This window comes from Streptomyces canarius (assembly GCF_014650735.1).
Lineage (GTDB): Bacteria > Actinomycetota > Actinomycetes > Streptomycetales > Streptomycetaceae > Streptomyces > Streptomyces olivaceoviridis.
This window is the reverse complement of record NZ_BMVN01000024.1, coordinates 58,992-80,849: the sequence shown is the minus strand read 5'-3', so window position 1 is coordinate 80,849 and position 21,858 is coordinate 58,992. Positions and strand designations below refer to the sequence as shown.

The window sequence follows — 21,858 nt, the reverse complement described above, 5'->3', positions numbered from 1 at the left end:
CCCAGGACCGTGACAGCGCGGGCACACCACCCGGTCACCGTGCGGAACCCTCCCACCGGCACGCCGAACGCCCGGCTCGGATCAACCGGCCGGGCGTCGGACAGGTCCTGCGGGTTACCAGCGGACGGGAAGCCGCTGCACGCTCAGCACGGGCGTGCGGGCCCGCAGCGGAATGTCCTCGAGCGGCTCGTCCAGCGCCGGCTCCGGGAGCCCCAGGACGAGCGTCTCCAGCGCGATGCCGAGCACGGCGCGCCCCAGGCGCCGGCCGACGCACGCGTGGGGGCCGTAGCCGAAGGCGATGTGGCCGGCGGCGTCCTCCCGGGCGAGGTCCAGGTGCGCGGGGCAGCCGAACCGGGCCGGATCGCGGTTCGCGGCCGGCAGCGAGACCGTGACCGTGTCGCCCTTGCGTACCAGTTCACCGCGCAGACGCACGTCTTCCAGCGCGGTGCGGAAGATCTGGTACTGGTTCACGGTGGTGTAGCGCAGCAGTTCTTCGACAGCCGACTCGGTGCCCCGGCCCGACGCGGCCACGGCGCGGAAGGTCGCGAGCTGGTCGCCGTGGTGCAGCAGGGCGAGTGCCGCAGCCGCCACGGCTCCCTCACAGGTGGCGAAACCGGCGACGAACACCACCAGCAGCATGTTGGTGATCTCGCGGTCGGAGAGTCCCTCGACCGCCGTCAGCCGTCCCAGGATGTCGTCCCCGGGCGAGGTCCGGGCCCGCTCGACCAGGTCACGGGTGAGGAAGAACGCGCGTTTCTCGGCGGCGAACTCGTCCTCCAGCGGGACGTCGTCGTCATTTGCGGTGTCCGCCAGCGCGGCCAGGACGGGGGTGTCCTCGTAGGGGACGCCGACGACCTCGGAGAGCACCCGCAGCACCAGCGGCCGGATGTAGGCGGTCAGCAGGTCGGCGGGCGAGCCCTGGGCACGCAGCTCGTCCAGTTGTCCGGCCGCGATCTCCTGGATGCGCGGAACGAGTTCGGCCATGCGGCCGGTGCCGAACTCGGCGGTGAGCATACCTCGGTAGCGCGTGTGCTCGGGCGGGTCCATGTGGATGAACATGCCGGGGATGATCGGCATGGAGGGGAACGGCTCCCCCTTCTTCAGCATCGGGAAGTGCGCCGAGTGGAAGTTGTGGCTGAACGCGGGGCTGCTGAGCACCTCCTTGGCCACCTCCAGCCCGGTGGCCAGCCACCCGACGTGCCCGTCCGGGTAGCGCATGCGGGACAACGGCGCCGCCGCGGTCAGTACCGTCGGCGGGGCGAAGTGGTCGGTCCGGTCCACGAGTTGCTGGTAGGTGATGGGCGCTGCCATACGACATCCTCCTCAGGCCGGGCGCGACCGGCGGGCTGAAGCGACGTTAGTGATCCCCGGGCGTCCCGCCATCCCTCACCTTGACAGGCGTGCCGACAAGCGCTGTGCCGCCTCGGAGGCGGCGGTTAGCCTCGCGGCCGTGGGACGGCTTCCGGTCCCGCAGCGGCTGCCTGACAAAGGAGTGCCAGTGAAGGCGATCGTGTACGCGTCGGTGGGAAACCGGGATGTCCTCGCACTGGTCGACCGGCCGGTACCGGAGCCTGGCCCGGGTGAGGTCCGGGTCCGGGTGGCGATCTCCGGGGTGAACGCCACCGACTGGAAGTGCCGGCGGTTCGGTCATGCCGACGGGCGCCTGATGTACCCCGAGGTGATCCCCCATCACGACGGCAGCGGTGTGATAGACGCCGTCGGCAGCGGCGTCGCGGCGGAGCGCGTGGGGCAGCGGGTGTGGACCTGGGAGTCGGCGTGGCGGCGTCCGCACGGAACCGCCGCCGAGTACGTGGTACTGCCGTCCCGCCAGGCGGTGGAACTGCCGCCGGGCGCCTCGCTGGAACTGGGCGCGAGCATCGGACTGCCCGCGCTGGCGGCACACCGGTGTCTGACCTCGGCGCGGCAGGCACCGGCCCGGCTCGGGCCCGGCGCGCTGGCCGGGCGCACCGTGCTGGTGGCGGGCGGAGCCGGGGCCGTCGGCCACGCGGCGGTCCAGCTCGCGACGTGGAGCGGCGCGACGGTGATCGCGACGGTGGGCAGCCCGGAGAAGGAGAAACTGGCGCGTGTCGCGGGCGCCGGGCATGTGGTGCACCACCGGTCGGAGAGTGCCGCCGCGGACATTCGCGCGATCGCGCCCACGGGGGTGGACCTGATCACCGAGGTCGCGCCGTCCGCCAACCTCGACCTCGATCTGGAGGTGCTCGCCCCGGGCGGCACGGTCGCCGCCTACGGCACCGAGGGCGACGGCGAAGTCCTGCTGCCCACCCGGCTGCTGATGGGCCGGAACCTGCGCTACCAGTTCGTGCTGGCGCTGACCCTGCCGCCCGAGGAGAAGGACGCCGCGGTGGCGGACGTCGCCGCGGCGGTCTCGGACGGCGCCCTGGGGGTGGGCGAGGAGGCGGGGCTGCCGCTCCACCGCTACCCGCTCGACCGCACCGGCGACGCGCACGACGCGGTGGAGGGCGGGGTGACCGGCAAGGTCCTCATCGACCTCCGCTGAGCGATGCCCCTCGTCGCCCGGCCGGCTGCCGGCCGGCTGCTCCACGGGCCGGCAGCCCCCGGCCCGTCAGCGACTCGGGCGCAGCCACCGGTCGACGCGCGCCCGCAGCTCGGCCGGGAAGATGTCCTTCGGCAGCAGGCCGTGCACGCCCTTCGGAGGTCCGTCGAGGCCGACGTGCGGGGCGTCGCGCTGGTCGGCGTACTGGGTGACGCGGAAGCTCGCCGAGATGCTGCACAGCGCGTACGCCTCGGCGGCACCGACGCCGGCCGCGACGCTGAACCAGCCGATCAGGCCGCGGACGCAGTCGATCAGGGCGTCGTCGAGGTTGTCGGCGAAGCCGAAACCGATCCAGTGGGTGTCGGTCTCGGCCAGCGGCCGGCTGAGCCCGACGTCCCGGTGCAGGTCGTAGCGCATCCGCAACTCCTCCGCGGTGGACTTGATCGCCGTCTGGTCGACGAGGCCGTCACCTTGCAGGGCGTGCACGTCGCCCACCCAGATCCGGCCGCCCGGCTTGGCCACCGGCAGGAACAGCGACGAGCCGACGGTGAGTTCGCGCAGCGACAGGTTGCCGCCGTGGGCGCCGGCCGGAAGTGCGCCGACCGGGTCGTCACCGGCCGGCTCGACCGCGACGATGCCGAGGAAGGGTTCCAGGGTGAACGAGATCCCGTGCACGTAGTCGGCGCGGGTGCGGGTCTCGTCGAAGCGGAAGTAGTGCGTGTACGGCTTGTCGAAGTCGTGCGGGAGCGCCCCCGCGCCGGTCGGGAAGGCGTTGCACCCCCAGTCCGCGAGCCGCAGCCGCTCAAGCCGGCATTCGATCACGTCTCCGGGCCGGGAACCGGCCATTTCCACCGGCCCGATCAACTGCAGGGGGCAGCCCGGATACTGCTCACGCAGGCGGGCGCGCTCGGCGAACGACATGCCGAATTTCATCTCGTTCTGCCAGTTCGTCCAGGTATTCGGGTACTCGACCTCGTCGCCGGACTCGATCGTGGCGGCGGGTGGCGCCTTCGGGTCAAGGATTCCGGAACGCACTGTTTTGTGCGTGGAATCCACCGTATACGTCGTCATGCCGACTGAAGGTAGGCGGCCAACTTTCGCCGCAGCAAGGCTTCGTGGACCATGGCACCGAGAACTACCAACCTGACGGATGGTCCCGGCAGGGGCACCGGACGGAAGCTGGGAACGGCCCGCCGGCGAGGCCAAAAATGAGCCATGACGGGCCGAACGGACTGTTACGGTGAGGCGATTCCACAGAACCCGACAGGGAGCTTCTTCGTTGCGCATTCTTGCCATTTCCGGGTCGCTGCGTCAGGACTCGTTCAACACGCGCCTTCTGCGTGCACTGCCCCCGCTGGCACCCGAGGGAATGGAAATCGAACTCTTCGATGGCCTGGGCGAAGTGCCGCTCTACAACCAGGACCTCGACGTGGAGGACCCCCCGGAGCCGGTGCGCCGGCTGCGCACGGCGATCGCCGAGGCGGACGGGCTGATCATCGCGAGCCCGGAGTACAACGGCTCCATTCCGGGAGTGCTCAAGAACGCCATCGACTGGGCCTCCCGTCCGATGGCCAAGTCCGCGCTGCTGGCCAAATGCGTCGTCACCATGGTGGCCACGCCCGGCCGCGCACTCGGCCGCAACGCCCTCAGCGATCTGGGCCGGGTGCTGCACGACTGCCACGCGTTCGTGATCAGCGGCCCGTGGGTGCACCTCAACGACGCCGGGGCGAAGATGGAGGACACCGAGGCCGAGGACGGCGGGACCACGACCGTCCTCACGGATCCGATGACCCGCCGCATCGTGGACATCCAGCTCAACTCCCTCCAGCAGGCCGTCAAGGACGAGGCCGGACGGCACGCGGTCGTCCCGCTGCTGCCGTTCATCCAGCCCCGGACGTGAGCGGCCCGTACGGCTGACCGCCGTATCCGCTCCGCAGGGGGCTCCCGGTGCGCCGGGAGCCCCCTTCTCCGTGTCAGGCCCCGACGGCCTCGCGCAGCAGCTCCGAGGACGGCCGGCGCGGCATCCGCTCCAGGATCCGCGCGACGACGTCCTCGGCGACATCGGCGACCCGCTCCGGTCCCCGGGGGCCGTCCAGGACGAAGGCCAGCGAGTGCACCGCCTTCTTGTCCCGGCGCATCACCCGGATCAGTTCCTCGGTGGTGGGCCCGGCCGGCAGGGCCGTGGGCAGGCCGTAGTGCTCCACCACGGCCTGGTGCTCGGCCACCCGGTCCGGGCCGATCCGGCCCAGTTCGCCGGCGAGCAGACCCGCGAACACCGTGCCGACGGCGACGGCCTCACCGTGCCGCAGGGCGAAACCGGTGGTCACTTCCAGCGCGTGCCCGAGGGTGTGGCCGTAGTTGAGGATGTGCCGCAGACCGGTGTCGCGCTCGTCCTGCTCGACGATCCTCGCCTTCAGGGTCACGCTCGCGGCGATCTGCTCGGCGAGCGGCAGGCCACGCAGGTCACCGGCGCCGATGAAATGGCACCGGGCGATCTCGCCGAGCCCGTTGCGCAGCTCCCGCCGGGGCAGCGTGGTGAGGTAGTCGGTGTCGCACAGCACGGCGCTGGGCTGCCAGTAGGCGCCCACGAGGTTCTTGCCCTCGGGCAGGTTCACCGCGGTCTTCCCGCCCACGCTCGCGTCGACCTGGGCGAGCAGGGACGTCGGCAGGTGCACCACCGGTACACCCCGGTGGTAGAGCGCCGCGGCGAGCCCCACCACGTCCGTGGTGGTACCCCCGCCGCAGGAGACGACCGCGTCGTGCCGGGTCAGCCCGAACGCGGTGAACTCCCGGCAGAGCGTCTCGACGGTGGCCAGGTTCTTGTCCGGCTCCCCGTCCCGGGCCGCGAGCACCAGCGTCTCGACCCCTGTCTCGGGCACCCACTCGCGCGGCCGGGCCGAGACCACGACGGTCCGGGCCGCGCCCAGCCCGCGCAGCACGGTCGCCAGCTCGGTCCGCACGCCGGGGCCGATGAGCACGTCGTACGACCGGGCGCCGAAGCGCACCGGAACTTGCCGGACCATTCCGTTCCTCCTCCGACTCGTCGCGGCTCGTCCGCGGCGAAACCGACGCCGCCTCAGCCCGAGGTGCCCAGGGCCCGCTGCACCAGCCCGCTGATGTCCATCGCGTCGATGACGTCTTCCTCGTCCTCGTCGTCCACGGCCGGCGCGACCGTCCCGGCCTCCTCGCCGGCCGCCCCGCCGTCGTCGGCGAGGGCGAGCAGCGCCTCCAGCACCCCGGCCTCCCGGAACCGCTCCAGCGGAACGGCGGCCAGCACGCGCCTGAGGTCCTCGTCCCGGACGCCGAGGTCGTCCCCGGGGTCACGCAGCAGTTCCGCGCGCAGGTAGCCGACGAGCGCCTCCGGGGTCGGATAGTCGAAGACCAGCGTGGACGGCAGCTTGAGTCCGGTCGCGGTGTGCAGGCCGTTGCGGAAGTTGACCGCGGCCAGCGAGTCGAAGCCGACCTCCTGGAAGGCCTGGGCGGGGCCGATGGCGTCGGCGCCGCTGTGCCCGAGGACCGCCGCGGCCTGGCCGCGCACGAGTCGCAGCAGGATGCGGTCCTGTTCGGCCTCCGTGACCGCGCGCAAGGAGTCCACCAGGGAGGAGGTGGTCTCGCCGCCGTCGTCGGCAACCGCCGCCCGCAGCACGTCCGCCGCTGCCGGCAGGTCCGCGAACAGCGGGCTGGGCCGTACCGAGGTGAACGCCGGGATGAAGGCGGCCCAGTCCATGTCGGCGACGGTGACGGCCTTCTCGCCCGCCTCCACCGCCTGCGCCAGCGCGGTGACGGCCAGCGCCGGGGCGATCGGCAGGACGCCGCGGCGCCGCAACTGGGCCAGGGTCGCCTCGTCCATGCCCAGCCCGGTCTCGTCCAGCGCACCCCAGGCTATGGAGGTCGCCGCGAGACCCCGTCCCTGCCGCCACTCGACGAGGGCGTCGAGAACCGCGTTGGCCGCTGCGGACGGGCCCTGGCCGCCGCCGCCCCAGATACCGGCGATCGAGGAGAACACCACGAACGCGTCGAGCGGTGTGTCGGCGAACCGCTCGGCCAGCCACACCGCCGGTTCCACCTTGGTCCCGAAGACCGCCGCGAGGTCGGCCGGGCCGGTGTCGTCGAGAAGACCGGTCTGGGTGATGTCGGCGGCGTGCACCACGGCGCTGAGCGGCCGCTCGGGATCGGCGGACAGCAGCTCGGCGAGCCGGTCCGTGTCCTGCTGGGCGCAGAGCTCCAGCCGCGTGCCCAGCCTGCCGAGGTCGGCGCGGAGCCGGTCCGCGCAGTCCTCGGGGGCACCGGCGGTCGTGGTGACCACCAGCCTGGCGGCCCCGGCCTCCGCCAGCCACAGCGAGGCGTGCCGGCCGAGCCCTTCGGCGCCGCCGGTGACGAGGACCGTGCCGCGGGGCTGCCAGCCGGCGCCGGCGGACCTGGGCACGGGCTTGGGGACGAACCGGCGGACGTAGACGCCGGACCGCCGGATCGCCAGCTGGTCCTCGCCCGAGGTGCCGCCGAGCACGCCCAGCAGGTGCTGCACGGTCCGCGGACCCGTGCTCGACGGCAGGTCGATCAGGCCGCCCCACCGGTCGGGGCGTTCCAGCGCGACGACCCGGCCGAGCCCCCACAACGCCGCCTGTGCGGGCGCGTCCAGGGTGTCGCGGATACCGATGTTCACCGCGCCCCGGGTCGCGCACCACAGGGGCGCGGTGACGCCTGCGTCACCGAGCGCCTGGACGAGCGCGAGGGTCGACGCCGTGAGCGGGGTAGGGTCCTGCGGGCCCGTGTCCGGCCGCGGGCCGAGGGCGAGCAGGGACAGCACACCGGACACCTCGCACCCGGCGAGGACGCCGGTGAGCCGACCGGCGAGCGCGGACCGGTCCGTCTCCCCGGCCGCCAGCAGCAGGTGGTCGAACCCGGCCCCGGTCAGCGCCGTCAGCAGCTCGTCCGGCCGCCCGTCGTCCGGTACGACGACGAGCCACCGGCCGCCGGGCACTCCCGCGCACTCCCGCTCCAGCGGCTTCCAGGTGACGGTGTGGCGCAGCTTCTCCGCGGTCGAGCGTGCACGCCTGCCCCTGCGCCAGTCGGCGAGGACGGGCACGAGCGCGCTCAACGCCTCGCGCTGGTCGGTGGTGAGGGCCAGCAGCTCGCCGAGCGAGCCCATGTCCGTGTCTTCGACCGCCGTCCAGAAGTCGCCGTCCTCGCCCCCGGCCGCCTCCGCGTCGTGGACGGGTGCCGTGGCTTCGTCCAGCCAGTAGTGCCGGCGTTCGAAGGCATAGGTCGGCAGGTCGGGGGCGGCGGCGACGCCGGGCGGCACGAACGCGGTCCAGTCGACGGCCACACCGCCGGTGAAGAGCCGGGAGGCCGAGGCGAGCAGGCGGCCGAGGCCGCCGTCGTCGCGCTTGAGGGTGCCGGAGACGATCGGACGGGACGGCGCGTCCGCGCTGTCGTCCGCCAGGTCCGTGATCGGCTGGACCAGCACCGGGTGGGCGCTGACCTCGACGAAGACGCCGTGCCGCAGCCGCAGCAGCTCCGCGACGGCCGGCCCGAACCCGACCGGCCGGCGCAGGTTGCGGTACCAGTACGCGCCGTCCAGGACCAGGTCGTCGGTGACCCAGTCGCCGGTCACCGTGGAGTAGAAGGGCACCTGCGGTGCGCGTGCCTCGATGCCCGCGAGCGCTTGCCCCAGCACTTCCTCCAGGGCTTCGACGTGCCGGGTGTGCGAGGCGTAGTCGACCGGCACCCGCCGGACCCGGACACCCTGCGCGGCCAGCGCGTCGAGGGCCTCGCCGAGCGCTTGGGTGTCCCCCGCGATCACCGCCGACGCGGGGCCGTTCACGGCGGCGACCTCCACACGGCCGTCCCAGGGCAGCAGCCGGCGGCGCGCCTCGTCGGCGTCCAGGGCCACCGAGGCCATCCCGCCGCGCCCGGCCAGGGTGGCCGCGATGGCCTGGCTGCGGACCGCGACGATCCGGGCGGCGGTCTCCAGCGACAGGGCCCCGGCCACGCAGGCCGCGGCGATCTCACCCTGCGAATGTCCCAGGACGGCGTCGGGCAGCACACCGGCCGCGGCCCACACGGCCGCCAGGCCGACCATCATCGCGAAGCTCGCCGGCTGGACGACGTCGACGCGCTCCAGCGTCTCGGCGTCGGCGTCGCCGCGCAGGACGTCGATCAGGGACCAGTCGATCCAGGGGTCGAGGGCGCGGGCGCACTCGGCGATCCGCTGCGCGAACACCGGCGAGGCGTCCAGCAGGTCCCGGCCCATACCGGCCCACTGGGCCCCCTGGCCCGGGAAGACCAGGACGACCTTCCCCGGTGCAGCCGCGGGGCCGCCGGTGACCACGTGGGACGCGCTCTCCCCGCGGGCCAGGGCCCCCAGACCGGCCAGGGCCTGCGTGCGCGTGGCGGCCACGACGACGGCCCGCTCGGGGAGCGTCGCCCGCGCGGACACCAGCGTCGAGGCGACCGCGGGGAGCGACGGACCGGCCGGGTCCGCCAGGAACGCGGCCAGCCGGCCGGCCTGCGCGGCCAGCGAGCCGGTCGTCCTGGCCGAGAGCACCAGCGGCAGCGCGGGGGGCGGGGTGTCCGCGTCGGCCGGGGGCACGGGGGCGGCGGGCCGGGCCTCCTCGGGGACCGGGTCGGCCTCCTCCAGGATCACGTGCGCGTTCGTACCGCTCGCTCCGAAGGCGGAGACGGCGGCGCGCCGCGGCCTGTCGCCTCGCGGCCACTCCCGCGCCTCGGTGAGAAGCCGCACCGCACCGGACGACCAGTCCACCTGCCGGGTGGGCTCTTCGACGTGCAGCGTGGGCGGCAGGACACCGTGGCGCAGGGCCAGCACCGTCTTGATCACACCGGCGACACCGGCCGCGGCCTGGGTGTGCCCGATGTTCGACTTCAACGAACCCAGCCACAAAGGCCGTTCACGCTCCTGACCGTACGTCGCCAGCAACGCCTGCGCCTCGATCGGATCACCCAGCGTGGTGCCCGTCCCATGCGCCTCCACGGCATCCACCTCGAAGGGCCGCAGACCGGCGGCGGCCAGCGCCTGCCGGATCACCCGCTGCTGCGACGGCCCGTTCGGCGCCGTCAGCCCGTTCGACGCACCGTCGGAGTTCACCGCACTGCCACGGACGACGGCCAGCACCCGGTGGCCCTTCTCCCGGGCGACGGACAGCCGTTCCAGGACCACCACGCCCACGCCCTCGGACCAGCCGGTGCCGTCCGCCGTGTCCGAGAAGGCCTTGCACCTGCCGTCCGCGGACAGCCCGCGCTGCCGGGAGAACTCCAGGAAGGCGTCGGGGCTCGCCATCACGGTCGCGCCGCCGGCGAGCGCCAGGGAGCATTCGCCCTGCCGCAGGGCCTGGGCTGCCAGATGGATCGCCACGAGCGACGAGGAGCAGGCGGTGTCCACGGTGACGGCCGGGCCCTCGAAGCCGAACACGTAGGCGACCCGGCCCGAGGCCACGCTGGAGGAGGTGCCCGTCATGACGTAGCCCTGGGCTTCTTCGGGCACGCTGTGCAGGCGGGTGACGTAGTCGTGGTGGACGATCCCGGTGAAGACGCCGACGTCCTGGCCACGGGCCGAGAGCGGGTCGATGCCCGCGTGTTCCAGCGCCTCCCAGGAGGTCTCCAGCAGCAGCCGCTGCTGCGGGTCCATGGCCAGCGCCTCGCGCGGGGAGATCCCGAACAGCCCGGCGTCGAACTGTGCGGCGTCGTGCAGGAATCCGCCCGCGCGCGTGTAGCTGGTCCCGGGGTGGGCCGGGTCCGGGTGGTAGAGGCCTTCGAGATCCCAGCCGCGGTCGATCGGGAACCCGGAGATGGCGTCGCGTCCGTCGGCGACCAGCCGCCACAGTTCCTCGGGGCTGTTCACGTCGCCGGGCAGCCGTGTGCTCATTCCGACGATCGCGATCGGCTCGTTCGCGTACGACGGTACGGGGACGGCGGACGAGGGCTGCTCCCCCAGCAGATACGCGGCGAGCGCCGCCGGGGTCGGGTGGTCGAACACGGCGGTCGCGGGGACCGGCACGCCGGTGAGGTCGTGGAGCCGGCGGCTGAGCCGGACTCCGGTGAGGGAGTCGAAGCCGAGGCTTTTGAACGGCTGGTCCTCGTCGAACGCCTCGTCGCCGTGGTACCCGAGGACGACGGCGGTGCTCTCCTGGATCAGCTCCAGGAACATCCGGCGCCGGTCCGCGTCGGATCGGCCGGCGGCGATCACCGCGTCAGCGGCGGGCTGGGCTTGCGGAAGGGCCCGCACCGCCGCGCTCTCGCCCGGCACGGTCTCGTCGAGCCAGTAACGCTGGTGCTGGAAGGCGTAGGTGGGCAGCTCGGCGGCGAGCGTGCCGGTGGCCGCACGACCGAGGACCGCCGGCCAGTCGATGGGTACGCCCCGCGTGTGCAGCCCGGCCAGCGCGGTCAGGACGTCCGCCGTCGCGCCGTTCTCGCGCAGCGTCGGGAAGCAGCCATCGGCCGGTACGTCGGGCGATTCCAGGGCCATGGCGACCAGGGCGCCGCCCGGGCCGACCTCGACGAAGGTGGCCGCGCCCTGCGCGCACAGGGCGGTGACGGCATCACCGAACCGCACCGGGGCCTGGACGTGTTCGACCCAGTGGTCCGGGGTGGCCAGCCGGCCGTCCGTGACGAGGGCGCCGGTCACGGTGGAGACGACCGGCAGCTCGCCCGGCCGGTACGTCAGCCGTTCGGCGACGGCCCGGAACTCCTCCCGTACCGGGACCATCAGCGGCGAATGGAAGGCGTGGCTGACCGGCAGCCGACGGGTCTTGCGCCCGCGTGCGGCCAGTTCGCGGGTGACGGCGAGCACGGCCGCCTCCTCGCCGGACAGCACCAGCGAGCCGGGACTGTTGACGGCCGCGACGGCCACCGTGCCCGGCGTGGACGCCAGCAGCGGGGCCGTCTCGGCCTCGGTGGCCTGGACCGCGGCCATGGCGCCCCCCTGGGGCAACCCCTGTATGAGGCGGCCTCGTGCCGCCACCAGTTCACCGGCCTCGGCCAGGCCGAGCACGCCGCTCACATGGGCCGCGGTGATCTCTCCGACGGAGTGTCCGACGACGAGGTCGGGGTGCACGCCCCAAGAGGCGAACAGGCGGAACAGCGCGGTCTCCAGCGCGAACACGCACGCCTGGGTGTACATGGTCTGGTCGAGCAGTCCGCTCTCGGGGGAGCCGGGCTTCCCGAACGCCACCTCGGCGAGAGGACGCGCGCCGTGATCGCCCAGATGGCGTTCCACGGCCGCGCAGGCGTCGCCGAACGCCTCGGCGAACACCGGGAACGTCTCGGCCAGGGCCCGGCCCATGCCGGCCCATTGGCTGCCCTGGCCGGTGAAGAGGAAGGCCAGTTTGCCGTCGGTCGGGCTGCCCATGACGTCGGCGGCCGAGCCGTCCGCCAGCGCGCGCAGGCCGTCAAGGAGCTGGTCCCGGTCGCGGGCCAGCAGCACGGCGCGGCGCTCGAGGTGGGCGCGGCCGGTGGCGAGGGCCAGGGCGGTGTCCGTGAGGGACACGTCCGGGCGGCCGGTCAGGAAGTCGGCGAGCCGGGCGGCCTGACCGCGCAGCGCGGCGGGGGTACGCGCCGACACCGGCACGGGCACCCAGTCGGGGGCGGGCGCTTCGAGGGCGGATTCGGCCGGCCGGTGCGCCGGTACGAGGGCGGACCGGCCGGAGGCGCGGCCCGGTTCGGCGCCGGACTCCGCGGACACGGAGCCCGGATCGGACGCGTCCGGCTCGGGGGCCTGTTCGAGGATGACGTGGGCGTTGGTGCCGCCGATGCCGAAGGACGACACACCGGCCCGGCGCGGGCGTCCGGTCTGCGGCCAGTCACGGGCCTCGGTCAGGAGCCGGACGTTGCCCGCCGCCCAGTCGACGTGGGTCGAGGGACGGTCGACGTGCAGCGTGGGCGGCAGGACGCCGTGGCGCAGGGCCAGCACCGTCTTGATCACACCGGCGACACCGGCCGCGGCCTGGGTGTGCCCGATGTTCGACTTCAACGAACCCAGCCACAAAGGCCGTTCACGCTCCTGACCGTACGTCGCCAGCAACGCCTGCGCCTCGATCGGATCACCCAGCGTGGTGCCCGTCCCATGCGCCTCCACGGCATCCACCTCGAAGGGCCGCAGACCGGCGGCGGCCAGCGCCTGCCGGATCACCCGCTGCTGCGACGGCCCGTTCGGCGCCGTCAGCCCGTTCGACGCACCGTCGGAGTTCACCGCACTGCCACGGACGACGGCCAGCACCGGATGCCCGTGTCGCCGGGCCTGGGAGAGGGGTTCGAGGAGCAGCAGCCCGGCGCCCTCGGACCAGCCGGTGCCGTCGGCGGCGTCGGCGAAGGCCTTGCAGCGCCCGTCGGGTGCGAGGCCGCGCTGCCGGGAGAACTCCACGAAGGTCTCGACGCTGCCCATCACCATCACACCGCCGACGAGTGCCATGGAGCACTCGCCGAGCCGCATCGCCTGGGTGGCCAGGTGCAGCGCGACCAGCGAGGAGGAGCACGCGGTGTCCACGGTGAGGGCGGGGCCGGCGAGGCCGAGGTGGTAGGCGATCCGGCCGGAGAGGACACCGCCGGAGCTGCCGGTCAGCCGGAACCCCTCGACTTCGGCGGCCTGGTGCAGCCGTACCGACCAGTCGTGGCTGTTGATGCCGGCGAACACCCCGATGTCCTGGCCGGCCAGTTCGGTGGGGTCGATGCCGGCCCGCTCGAACGTCTCCCACGCCGTTTCCAGGAGCAGCCGCTGCTGCGGGTCCATCGCGAGCGCCTCGTTGGGCGAGATGCCGAAGAAGGCCGCGTCGAACCCGGCGGCGTCGTCGAGGAAGGCACCGTGGCGGACGTAGGTGGTGCCGGGGTGGTCGGGGTCGGGGTGGAAGAGTCCTTCGGTGTCCCAGCCGCGGTCCTCGGGGAACGGGCCGACCGCGTCGATCCCCTCGGACACCACCCGCCACAGGTCCTCCGGGCTCCGCACCCCGCCCGGGAAGCGGCACGCCATCGACACGACGGCGATCGGTTCCTCCGCGGGCGCCGCCGCCGGTCGCGTCGGGGCCGGCGGGCTCGTCGTCTCGCCCAGGAGCTCGGCCCGCAGGTGTGCGGCGAGCGCGGCGGGCCTCGGGTAGTCGAAGATCATCGCCGGGGACAGGGTCAGGCCGGTCTCCGCGGCCAGCCGGTTGCGCAGTTCCAGCGCGGTCAGCGAGTCGACCCCGGCATCCTTGAACGTCCGGTCGGGGCCGACGGATTCGGGGCCGGCGTGGCCGAGGACCGCGGCGGCGTGCCGGCGTACCGCTTCGAGGAGGGTGGCGCTCTGCTCGGCGGGCGGCAGCCCGGTGAGTCGCTCGGCCGTGACCGGCCGTCCGTCCGTGACCGTGGCGCGGGCGACCGGGCGGCGCCGCGGGACCAGGCCGCGCAGCAGGGCGGGTACCGGGGCTCCGGCTGCCGCGAGGGCGGCGGGGTCGAACTTCGCCGCGACGGACCGCGGGCCGGCCCGCAGCGCGGCATCGAACTGGGCCATGCCCTCGGCGTCGGAGAGCCCGGTCATGCCGATGGACTCGTTGCGCCGCAGGTCGGCGCGGCCCAGGTGCCGGGTCAGTCCGCTGGAGCGGCTCCAGTAGCCCCAGTCGACGGACACCGCGGGCAGCCCGAGGTCGTGCCGCCGCGCGGCCAGCGCGTCCAGCGCGGCGTTGGCGGCGGCGTAGTTGCCCTGCCCGGGGTTGCCGAGCACCCCGGCGGCCGACGAGAAGAGCACGAAGGCGGCGAGGTCCAGGTCCCGGGTCAGTTCGTCGAGGTGGAGCGCCGCGTCCAGTTTGGGACGGAACACCGCGTCCAGGCGGCTCGGGGTCAACGCGGTGAGCACGCCGTCGTCGAGGACGCCGGCGCTGTGCACGACGGCCGTGAGCGGGTGCTCCGCCGGAACCGCGTCGATGAGTGCGGCCAGTTGGGCACGGTCGGCCACGTCGACGGCGACGACCGTGACGTCGGCGCCGAGAGCGGTCAGTTCGGCCGCCAGTTCACCGGCGCCCTCTGCCGCGGGGCCCCGCCGCCCGGCGAGGACGAGGTGTCGTACGCCGTGCCGGGTGACCAGGTGCCGCGCGGTCAGGGCGCCGAGTGTGCCGGTGCCTCCGGTGATCAGCACCGTGCCCGCCGGGTCCAGCGGGCGAGCGGCACCCGTGGGGGCGAGCCTGGCCAGCCGGGGCACCTCGGTGCGCCCGTCCTTGATCCGCAGCCACGGTTCGCCGCCGGTCGCGACGGCGGGCACCTGTGCCCGGCCCGCCTCGTCGGCCTCCACCAGCACGATCCGGCCCGGATGCTCCGACTGGGCCGAGCGCACCAGGCCGCCGACGGCGGCCGTGCCCGGATCGGTGCTGTCGGGGATCACGACGGCCAACCGGGCCGTATCGGCGCCCGGGGCCGCGACGAACGCCTGGAGCACGGCCAGCGCCGAGCCGACCGCCGCCCGCGGCTGCCCGGGCTGCGCCTCGTACACCAGCAGATCCGCGCCGGTCGCCACGGTGAGATCGGCGGCCGTGGCGACGTGCCGGACGTCGACGGCGGCCGGCTCCCCACAGCTCCATTCCTCCCACTCGACGGCGAAGAGGTGGTCCGCCGGTCCACGGTGGTCCCCGGTGACCGGCTCCGCTCGAAGACTGTCGATGGTCATGACCGGTTGGCCCGCCGGGGTGACGAGTTCCAGGCCCGCCACCCGGTGTCCGTCGCCGACCGGTGTCGTGACGCCCGAGCGCACGCGCAGCGCGGACGCGCCGGAGGACAGCAGCCGCACCCCGGTCCACTGGATGGCCCGGGTGTCCTCGGGCAGGGCGGTGCGGACCGCGGCGTCCAGCAGCACGGGGTGGATGCCGTAGCGTGGAGCGTCGTCCAACGCGGACTCGGGCAGCGCGGCCTCGGAGGGGGCGCCGAGGCCGGGGAGGTCCGCGGCCTCGGAGGCCGGGGCCAGGACGCCGTGCGCGTGCCGGGTCCACGGTCCGTCCGGCGCAGCCGCCTCGGCACGGGAGTGCACCTCGACGGGCCTGCGCCCGTCCGGACCCGCCCCGCCGACGACGGCCTGGACGAGGCGACTGCCCTGGCGCGGCAGGGTCACCGGACGGTCGACGGTCAGCTCGTCGGCGACGGGTGTGCCGGTCTCGTCGCCGAGGCGTACGGCCAGTTCCACGAGGGCGGCCTCGGGTACGACGACCTGGTCGTCGGCCGCGGCCGGCCAGGGGTGCGCCGCGGCCGACCACCGGGCGGTGGCGACCACGCCGCCCGGGTGGGGCATCCGGACCAGCGCGCCCAGCAGTGGATGCCCGGCGTCGGCGACCCCCAGCGACGCCGGGTCGGCCGCCGGTGACGGCCGAAGCCAGTAGTGCCGACGGTCGAAGGCGTATGTCGGCAGCTCCACCCAGTCCGCGCCCGGGGCCGGTAGCAGGCCGGTCCAGTCCACCGCCACCCCGCGCACGAACAGTTCGGCCATCGAGGCCGCCAGCCTCAGCGGACCGCCGTCGTCCCGGCGGAGCGACCCGGTGACCACCGCGGGCACGGCGGCCTCGTCCAGGATCTCGCTGACCGCCTGCACCAGCACCGGATGGGCGCTGACCTCCAGGAAGACATCGTGGCCCCGGTCCAGCAACTGCCCGATGACCGGCCCGAACCGGACCTGCCGGCGCAGGTTCCGCCACCAGTACTCGCCGTCGAGAACGCCCGCGTCGACGACCGGCTCACCGGTGACGGTCGAGTGGAAGGACACCGTGGGAGCCTTGGCGTCGAGCCCGCCCAGCGCCTCGTGCAGCGCATCGCGGATGTCCTCCACCTGCGCGCTGTGCGAGGCGTAGTCCACCGCGACCCGGCGCACCCGCACCCCGTCGTCGGCCAGCTCCGTCAGCGCCTCGTCCAGCGCGTCGGCCGCACCGGACACGACGACGGAGGCGGTGCCGTTCACCGCCGCGACCGCCAACCGGTCGTTCCAGGGCCGGATGCGTTCCGCCGCGGCGTCGGCGCCCAGCGCGACCCAGGCCATCCCGCCGCGGCCGGACAGCTGCGCGGCGATGGCCTGGCTGCGCAGCGCGACCACCCGCAGCGCGTCCTCCAGCGACAGGGCGCCCGCCACGCAGGCCGCGGCCATCTCGCCCTGCGAGTGCCCGACGACCACGTCCGGGCGCACCCCCACCGACTCCCACACCGCCGCCAGCCCGACCATCACGGCGAAACTGGCGGGCTGTACGACGTCCACCCGCCGCAGCAGTTCCGGATCGGCGTCGCCGCGCAGGACGTCGAGCAGCGACCAGTCGGCCCACCGTGCGAGCAGTCGCGCGCACGCGCCGACCCGCTCGGCGAACACCGGTGAGTGGGCGAGCAGTTCGCGTCCCATGCCGGTCCACTGGGAGCCCTGGCCGGGAAACACCATGACGACCTGGCGATGCGCGTCGGGCGCGGCGGCGGTCCCGCGCACCACGGCGGGGCTGCTCTCCCCCGCGGCCAGCGCCGCCAACGCGGCGAGCGCCTCCGCCCGGCTGCCGGCCAGGACGACGGCCCGCTCCTCCAGGACGGCCCTGCGGGAGACGAGCGCCGAGGCCACGTCCGTCCAGGAGTCGCCGGAGCCTTCGAGGAGGTCCGCCAGCCGCCGGGCCTGGCCCCGCAGCGCGCCTTCGCTGCGGGCGGAGAGCACCAGTGGCACCACAACGGGCGCCGTCGGCGTCTCCGCACTTGCCGCCGGTGCCTCCTCGTGTGCCGCCGGCGCCTTTTCACCGGCTGCCGGGGACTCCTCACCGGCTGTCGAGGGCTCCTCCTCACGGACGGCCGGTGCCTGCTCCAGGATCACGTGGGCGTTGGTGCCGCTGAGGCCGAAGGCGGAGACTCCGGCGCGGCGCGGCCGCCCGGTGTCCGGCCAGGGCCGGTTCTCCGTCAGCAGGGACACCGCGCCCGCCGACCAGTCGACCTTCGTCGTCGGTTCGTCGACATGGCGGCTGGCCGGCAGCACCGCGTGCCGCAGCGCCTGCACCGTCTTGATCACACCGGCCACCCCGGCCGCGGCCTGGGTGTGGCCGATGTTGGACTTCAACGACGCGAGCCACAGCGGAAGTTCTGGATCGCGCCCCTGACCGTAGGTGGCGAGCAGCGCCCCGGCCTCGACGGGGTCCCCCAGCACCGTTCCCGTGCCGTGGGCCTCGACGGCGTCGACGTCGGCCGCGGACAGGCCGGCCGCGGCCAGGGCCCGGTTGATGACCCGCTGCTGGGCGAGGCCGCTCGGCGCGGTCAGGCCGTTGGACGCGCCGTCCTGGTTGACCGCGGAGCCGCGCAGCACCGCGAGCACGCGGTGTCCGTGGCGCCGGGCGTCGGAGAGGCGTTCCAGCACCAGCACGCCGGCGCCTTCGGCCCATCCGGTGCCGTCCGCGGCCGAGGCGAACGACTTGCAGCGGCCGTCACTCGCCAGCGCCCGCTGCCGGGAGAACTCCACGAACGTCCGGGGGGTGGCCATGACCGTGGCGCCGCCGGCCAGCGCCATGGAGCACTCCCCCGAACGCAGGGCCTGGGCCGCCAGATGAAGGGCGACCAGGGAGGAGGAGCACGCCGTGTCCACGGTGACCGCGGGCCCTGCGAACCCGAATACGTAACTGACGCGCCCGGACGCCACGCTGGCCGCGCGGCCCGCGGCGGCGAACGCCTCGGCCGCCTCCGGTACGGCACCGGAGGCGGCGTACTCCTGCTCCATCACCCCGGAGAAGACGCCCACGTCGGCGCCCTTCAGGGTCGACGCGTCGATGCCGGCGTGCTCCAGGGCTTCCCACGAGGTCTCCAGCAGCAGACGCTGCTGGGGATCCATGGCCAGTGCCTCCCGCGGCGAGATCCCGAAGAAGCCGGCGTCGAACTTCCCGGCGTCGGCCAGGAAGCCGCCCCGGTCGACGTACGAGGTGCCGAAGCGGCCGGGGTCCGCGTCGAACAGGTCCTCGGTCTGCCAGCCGCGGTCGGTCGGGAACGGCGACAGCGCGTCGTGCCCCTCGCAGACCAGGCGCCACAGCTCCGCGGGGCTGCTGACGCCCCCGGGCAGGCGGCAGGCCATGCCGATGATCACCACCGGGTCGTCCGTCCCGGCGGCCGGGACGGCCTCGGTGACCGGGCGGGGGCCGCCCAGCACCTCGGCGAGCAGGTGCTGGGCCAGCGCACGCGGGGTGGGGTGATCGAAGGTGACGGTGGTGGGCAGCCGCAGTCCGGTGCGCTCGACGAGCCGGTTGCGCAGTTCCACCACGGCGACGGAGGTGAGGCCGAGGTCGCGGAAGGCGCGGTCGGCCGTGGCGTCCTGCAGGGCGGCCCCGGGCAGCACGCCCGCGGTCAGTTCCATGACCAGGTGTTCCAACCGGGCACGCCGGGCGCGCTCGTCGAGGCGGGCCAGTTCGTCGTGGAGCGTGGCCGTGACGGCGTCGTCGGGACGGCTCTGCGCGGCGGCCTCGGGGAACAACGCGCGCAGCAGGGGCGGAACCGCGGCGCCGGCGACCGGTCGGCGTACGTGGAGGCAGAGCAGGGACGAACGGACCCCGGCGAGCAGGGTGTCCAGGGCGGCCAGCCCGCCGCGAACCCTGCGCGGATCGGCGGCCTCCTCCTGCGGCCAGGCGAGGAAGGACCCACCGTGGCGGCGGGCCACGGCTTCGGCGAGGACTGCGGAGACGAGCGCGTCCGGATCGTCCGCCTCACCGGTCCCGGCGGTCTCAACGGTCCCGACCTCACCGGTCCCGGCCGTCTCAACGGTCCCGGCCGGTACGCCGGTCGCGTCCAGTACGCCCGTGCCGCCGAGCGCGGCTACGGGCTCGGCCGGATCGTTGATCACCAGGAACGTCCGCTGGTGGGACTGTCCGGCCGTGGCGGCGGCCAGGAAGGCTGCCGGAGCCAGGTCGCCGTCCGCGTGGATCACAGCGGTCACCGGAGCGGCCACGCCGGCGATCGCGGTCCGCAGGGACCGCTCGTCCCCGGCGGACCACCGTACGTCCGTCCCGGCGATGTCCAGGCCGATGGGGCTCTCCTCGCCCACCAGCAGCAGGTGCTGGACCTGGTGGACCTCGGCCAGGTGGCGGACGACCGCCGCGCCGCGCACCGTTCCGGCGCCGGTCACCACGACGGTGCCCTTCGCGCCGGGCCAGGGCCGGCGCGGCCGATCGGCCACCGGAACCCGCACCAGCCTCGGCACGTACGGCACACCGGACCGCAGCACCGGCCACGGCTCGTCCGCCCGGAGCGCCGCCGCCAGCTCGGCCGGCACCGGCCGGCTGCCGGCCTCCAGATCGGCGACGACCAGCCGGCCCGGGTACCGCGTTTGCAGGGTGCGCGCGCCGGCCCGGAGCGCGGCCTGGGCCGGATCGGGCGCGCCGTCCTCGGGGCGCGCCGGCACGGCGCCGCGCGTGAGGACGAGCAGGCGCCCCCGGCCGGGTTCCGGCCGGGCGAGCCAGTCGGCGAGCTGCCGGGCGCCGGCGCGGGCCACCACCGCGGAATCCCGCCCGGTGTCCTCGGCCGGCAGGACCACGGTCACCTCCGCGCTGCCGTCGGCCGCGGCCAGATCGGTGTGGTGGGCGGCACCACCCGGCCAGGCGGCGGCCAGTTCGGCGGCCCCGGGGCCCACGATCGCCCAGGACGCGGGGCCGGCGCCCGGGGCCGGGACGGCGGCCCGCACCCAGTCGACCTCGAACAGGTCGTCGTGGTGACCGCTCGCGGCGTACCGCAGTACAGCGGGCTGCTCGGCGAGCCTGCGCCGCGTGATCTTGCCCGAGGCGGTACGCGGGACCGCGGCGACCTCGTAGATCTCCTCGGGCACCTTGAAGGCCGCCAGCCGCGTACGGCACAGCTCGACCAGCGCCGGGACGTCCAACTCGTCGGAGGCCGGGACGACGTAGGCGACCGGCACTTCTCCGAGGGTGTCGTGCGGCCTTCCGGTCACACCGGCGTCGGCCACGCCCGGCGCCGCGCGCAGCACCGTCTCGACCTCCTCCGGGTGCAGGTTCTCGCCGCCCCTGATCACCAGGTCCGATATGCGGCCGCAGACGGTGAAGTAGCCGTGCTCGTCGCGCCGGGCCAGGTCGCCGGTGCGGTACCAGCCGTCCCTCGTCGCCGCGGCCGTCTCCTCGGGCCGGCCGTGGTAGCCGAGCATGACGTTCGGGCCACTGACCCAGACCTCGCCCTCACGCCCGGTGGGGACGTCGGCGCCGGTGTCGGGATCGACGAGGCGGACCTCGACTCCGGGCACCGGCAGCCCGCAGGAGCCGTCGACCCGCATGCCGTCGGGCGGGTTCATGGTGATGGCCCCGCACGTCTCCGTGCTGCCGTACGCGTCCACCAGGGGCGTGCCGAAGCTCTCGCGGAACGCGCGGCACAGCTCGGAGTCGGCGACCGCGCCGCCGACCAGGCCGATCCGCAGGTCGGGCAGCGAGAACGGCTGCCGGCGCATCGTCTCGACCAGGTAGTGGTAGGTGGTGGGCACGCCGGCCAGGAAGGTCGACCGGCGGGCGCGCAGTGCTGCCAGGACGTCCTCCGCGGAGGCGCCGTCCATGAGGTGGGCGCTCGCCCCGACCACGGTCACCGACAGCACGCACGCGATGTGGGAGAGGCTGTGGAACAGCGGCAGCGGCCACAGCACCCGGTCCTCCGGGGAGAGTCCCGGTATCGGCACGTAGGAAGAGGCCACGGACCACAGGCAGTTGCGCTGGGTGGACAGCACCCCCTTCGGCCTTCCGGTCGTTCCCGACGTGTAGAACATCCACGCCGGGTCGTCCAGGCCGAGATCGTCCGGCGCGGGCGTGGCGGGTTCGGTGACGGCCAGCTCTTCGAAGGAACGGGTGCCCTCCGGCGCCGGGTTCGCGCCCGTCACCAGCACCGAGACGGCGGATGCCGACGGGGACGGCCGCAGGAGGTCCGGCGCGTGCACGGCGTCGGTGACGACCGCGACGGCGCCGCTGTCGGCCAGCAGCCAGTCCAACTCGGTCGTGGTGGACGCCGGATTGAGCGGGACCGCGACACCGCCGGCCCGGACGATGGCCAGGTAACTCTCCACCATGGAGACGCAGTTGCGCAGGCAGATCGCCACCCGATCGCCGCGCCGCACGCCGAGTCCGGTCAGATGCCCGGCCAGCCGACGCGTCCGCTCCTCCAACTGATCGTAGGTGACCGCCCGCCGGCAGTCCGAGAAGGCGACCTTGCCCGCGAAGCGGACCGCGTTCCTCCTGAGGATGACGGGCAGGACTTCGATCAAGTCAGCACGCACGTGTCGCACGTCCTTTCACGGAGCGGCTGGTCCGCCGGCGGCGCAGCGGGCCGCCGGCCTTCACGATGTGTCGCGGCGCACGAAGGAGGTGCGCAGGCGCGACCCTTCGGCTCGGTCCTCCTGG

At 74.4% G+C, this 21,858-nt stretch carries 6 protein-coding genes; 2 read left to right on the top strand and 4 right to left on the bottom strand.

Annotated elements, in window-relative coordinates:
* Positions 1-114: 114 nt before the first annotated feature.
* Positions 115-1,311, bottom strand: a complete 1,197-nt coding sequence (locus tag IE294_RS28880) for a cytochrome P450 (RefSeq protein WP_189890904.1) — start codon at positions 1,309-1,311, stop codon at positions 115-117.
* 187 nt (positions 1,312-1,498) lie between these two features.
* Here IE294_RS28880 and IE294_RS28875 point away from each other — a divergent pair, with 187 nt between their 5' ends.
* Positions 1,499-2,521, top strand: coding sequence for an NADPH:quinone reductase (locus IE294_RS28875; protein ID WP_189890902.1), 1,023 nt, complete (start codon positions 1,499-1,501; stop codon positions 2,519-2,521).
* 66 nt (positions 2,522-2,587) lie between these two features.
* Here the strand turns inward: IE294_RS28875 and IE294_RS28870 are convergent, their stop codons facing one another.
* Entirely contained in the window at positions 2,588-3,589 is a 1,002-nt protein-coding gene (locus IE294_RS28870) for an acetamidase/formamidase family protein (protein WP_189819557.1), read from the bottom strand.
* 169 nt (positions 3,590-3,758) lie between these two features.
* On the opposite strand from IE294_RS28870, the gene IE294_RS28865 reads away from it, so the two are divergent.
* On the top strand, positions 3,759-4,418 hold the full coding sequence (locus IE294_RS28865; protein ID WP_189890900.1) for an NADPH-dependent FMN reductase: 660 nt from the start codon (positions 3,759-3,761) through the stop codon (positions 4,416-4,418).
* 73 nt (positions 4,419-4,491) lie between these two features.
* Here the strand turns inward: IE294_RS28865 and IE294_RS28860 are convergent, their stop codons facing one another.
* Together IE294_RS28860 and IE294_RS28855 are read right to left on the bottom strand one after the other, a co-directional pair.
* Entirely contained in the window at positions 4,492-5,541 is a 1,050-nt protein-coding gene (locus tag IE294_RS28860; protein WP_189819559.1) for a 3-dehydroquinate synthase family protein, read from the bottom strand.
* 53 nt (positions 5,542-5,594) lie between these two features.
* Positions 5,595-21,734, bottom strand: a complete 16,140-nt coding sequence (locus tag IE294_RS28855; RefSeq protein ID WP_189890898.1) for a type I polyketide synthase — start codon at positions 21,732-21,734, stop codon at positions 5,595-5,597.
* Between the last annotated feature and the right edge of the window lie 124 nt (positions 21,735-21,858).

Bases quoted from the DNA above. Each gene is read 5' to 3' on its own strand.
- IE294_RS28880 (WP_189890904.1), bottom strand. From the start codon at position 1,311: ATGGCAGCGCCCATCACCTACCAGCAACTCGTGGACCGGACCGACCAC.
- IE294_RS28870 (WP_189819557.1), bottom strand. From the start codon at position 3,589: ATGACGACGTATACGGTGGATTCCACGCACAAAACAGTGCGTTCCGGA.
- IE294_RS28860 (WP_189819559.1), bottom strand. From the start codon at position 5,541: ATGGTCCGGCAAGTTCCGGTGCGCTTCGGCGCCCGGTCGTACGACGTG.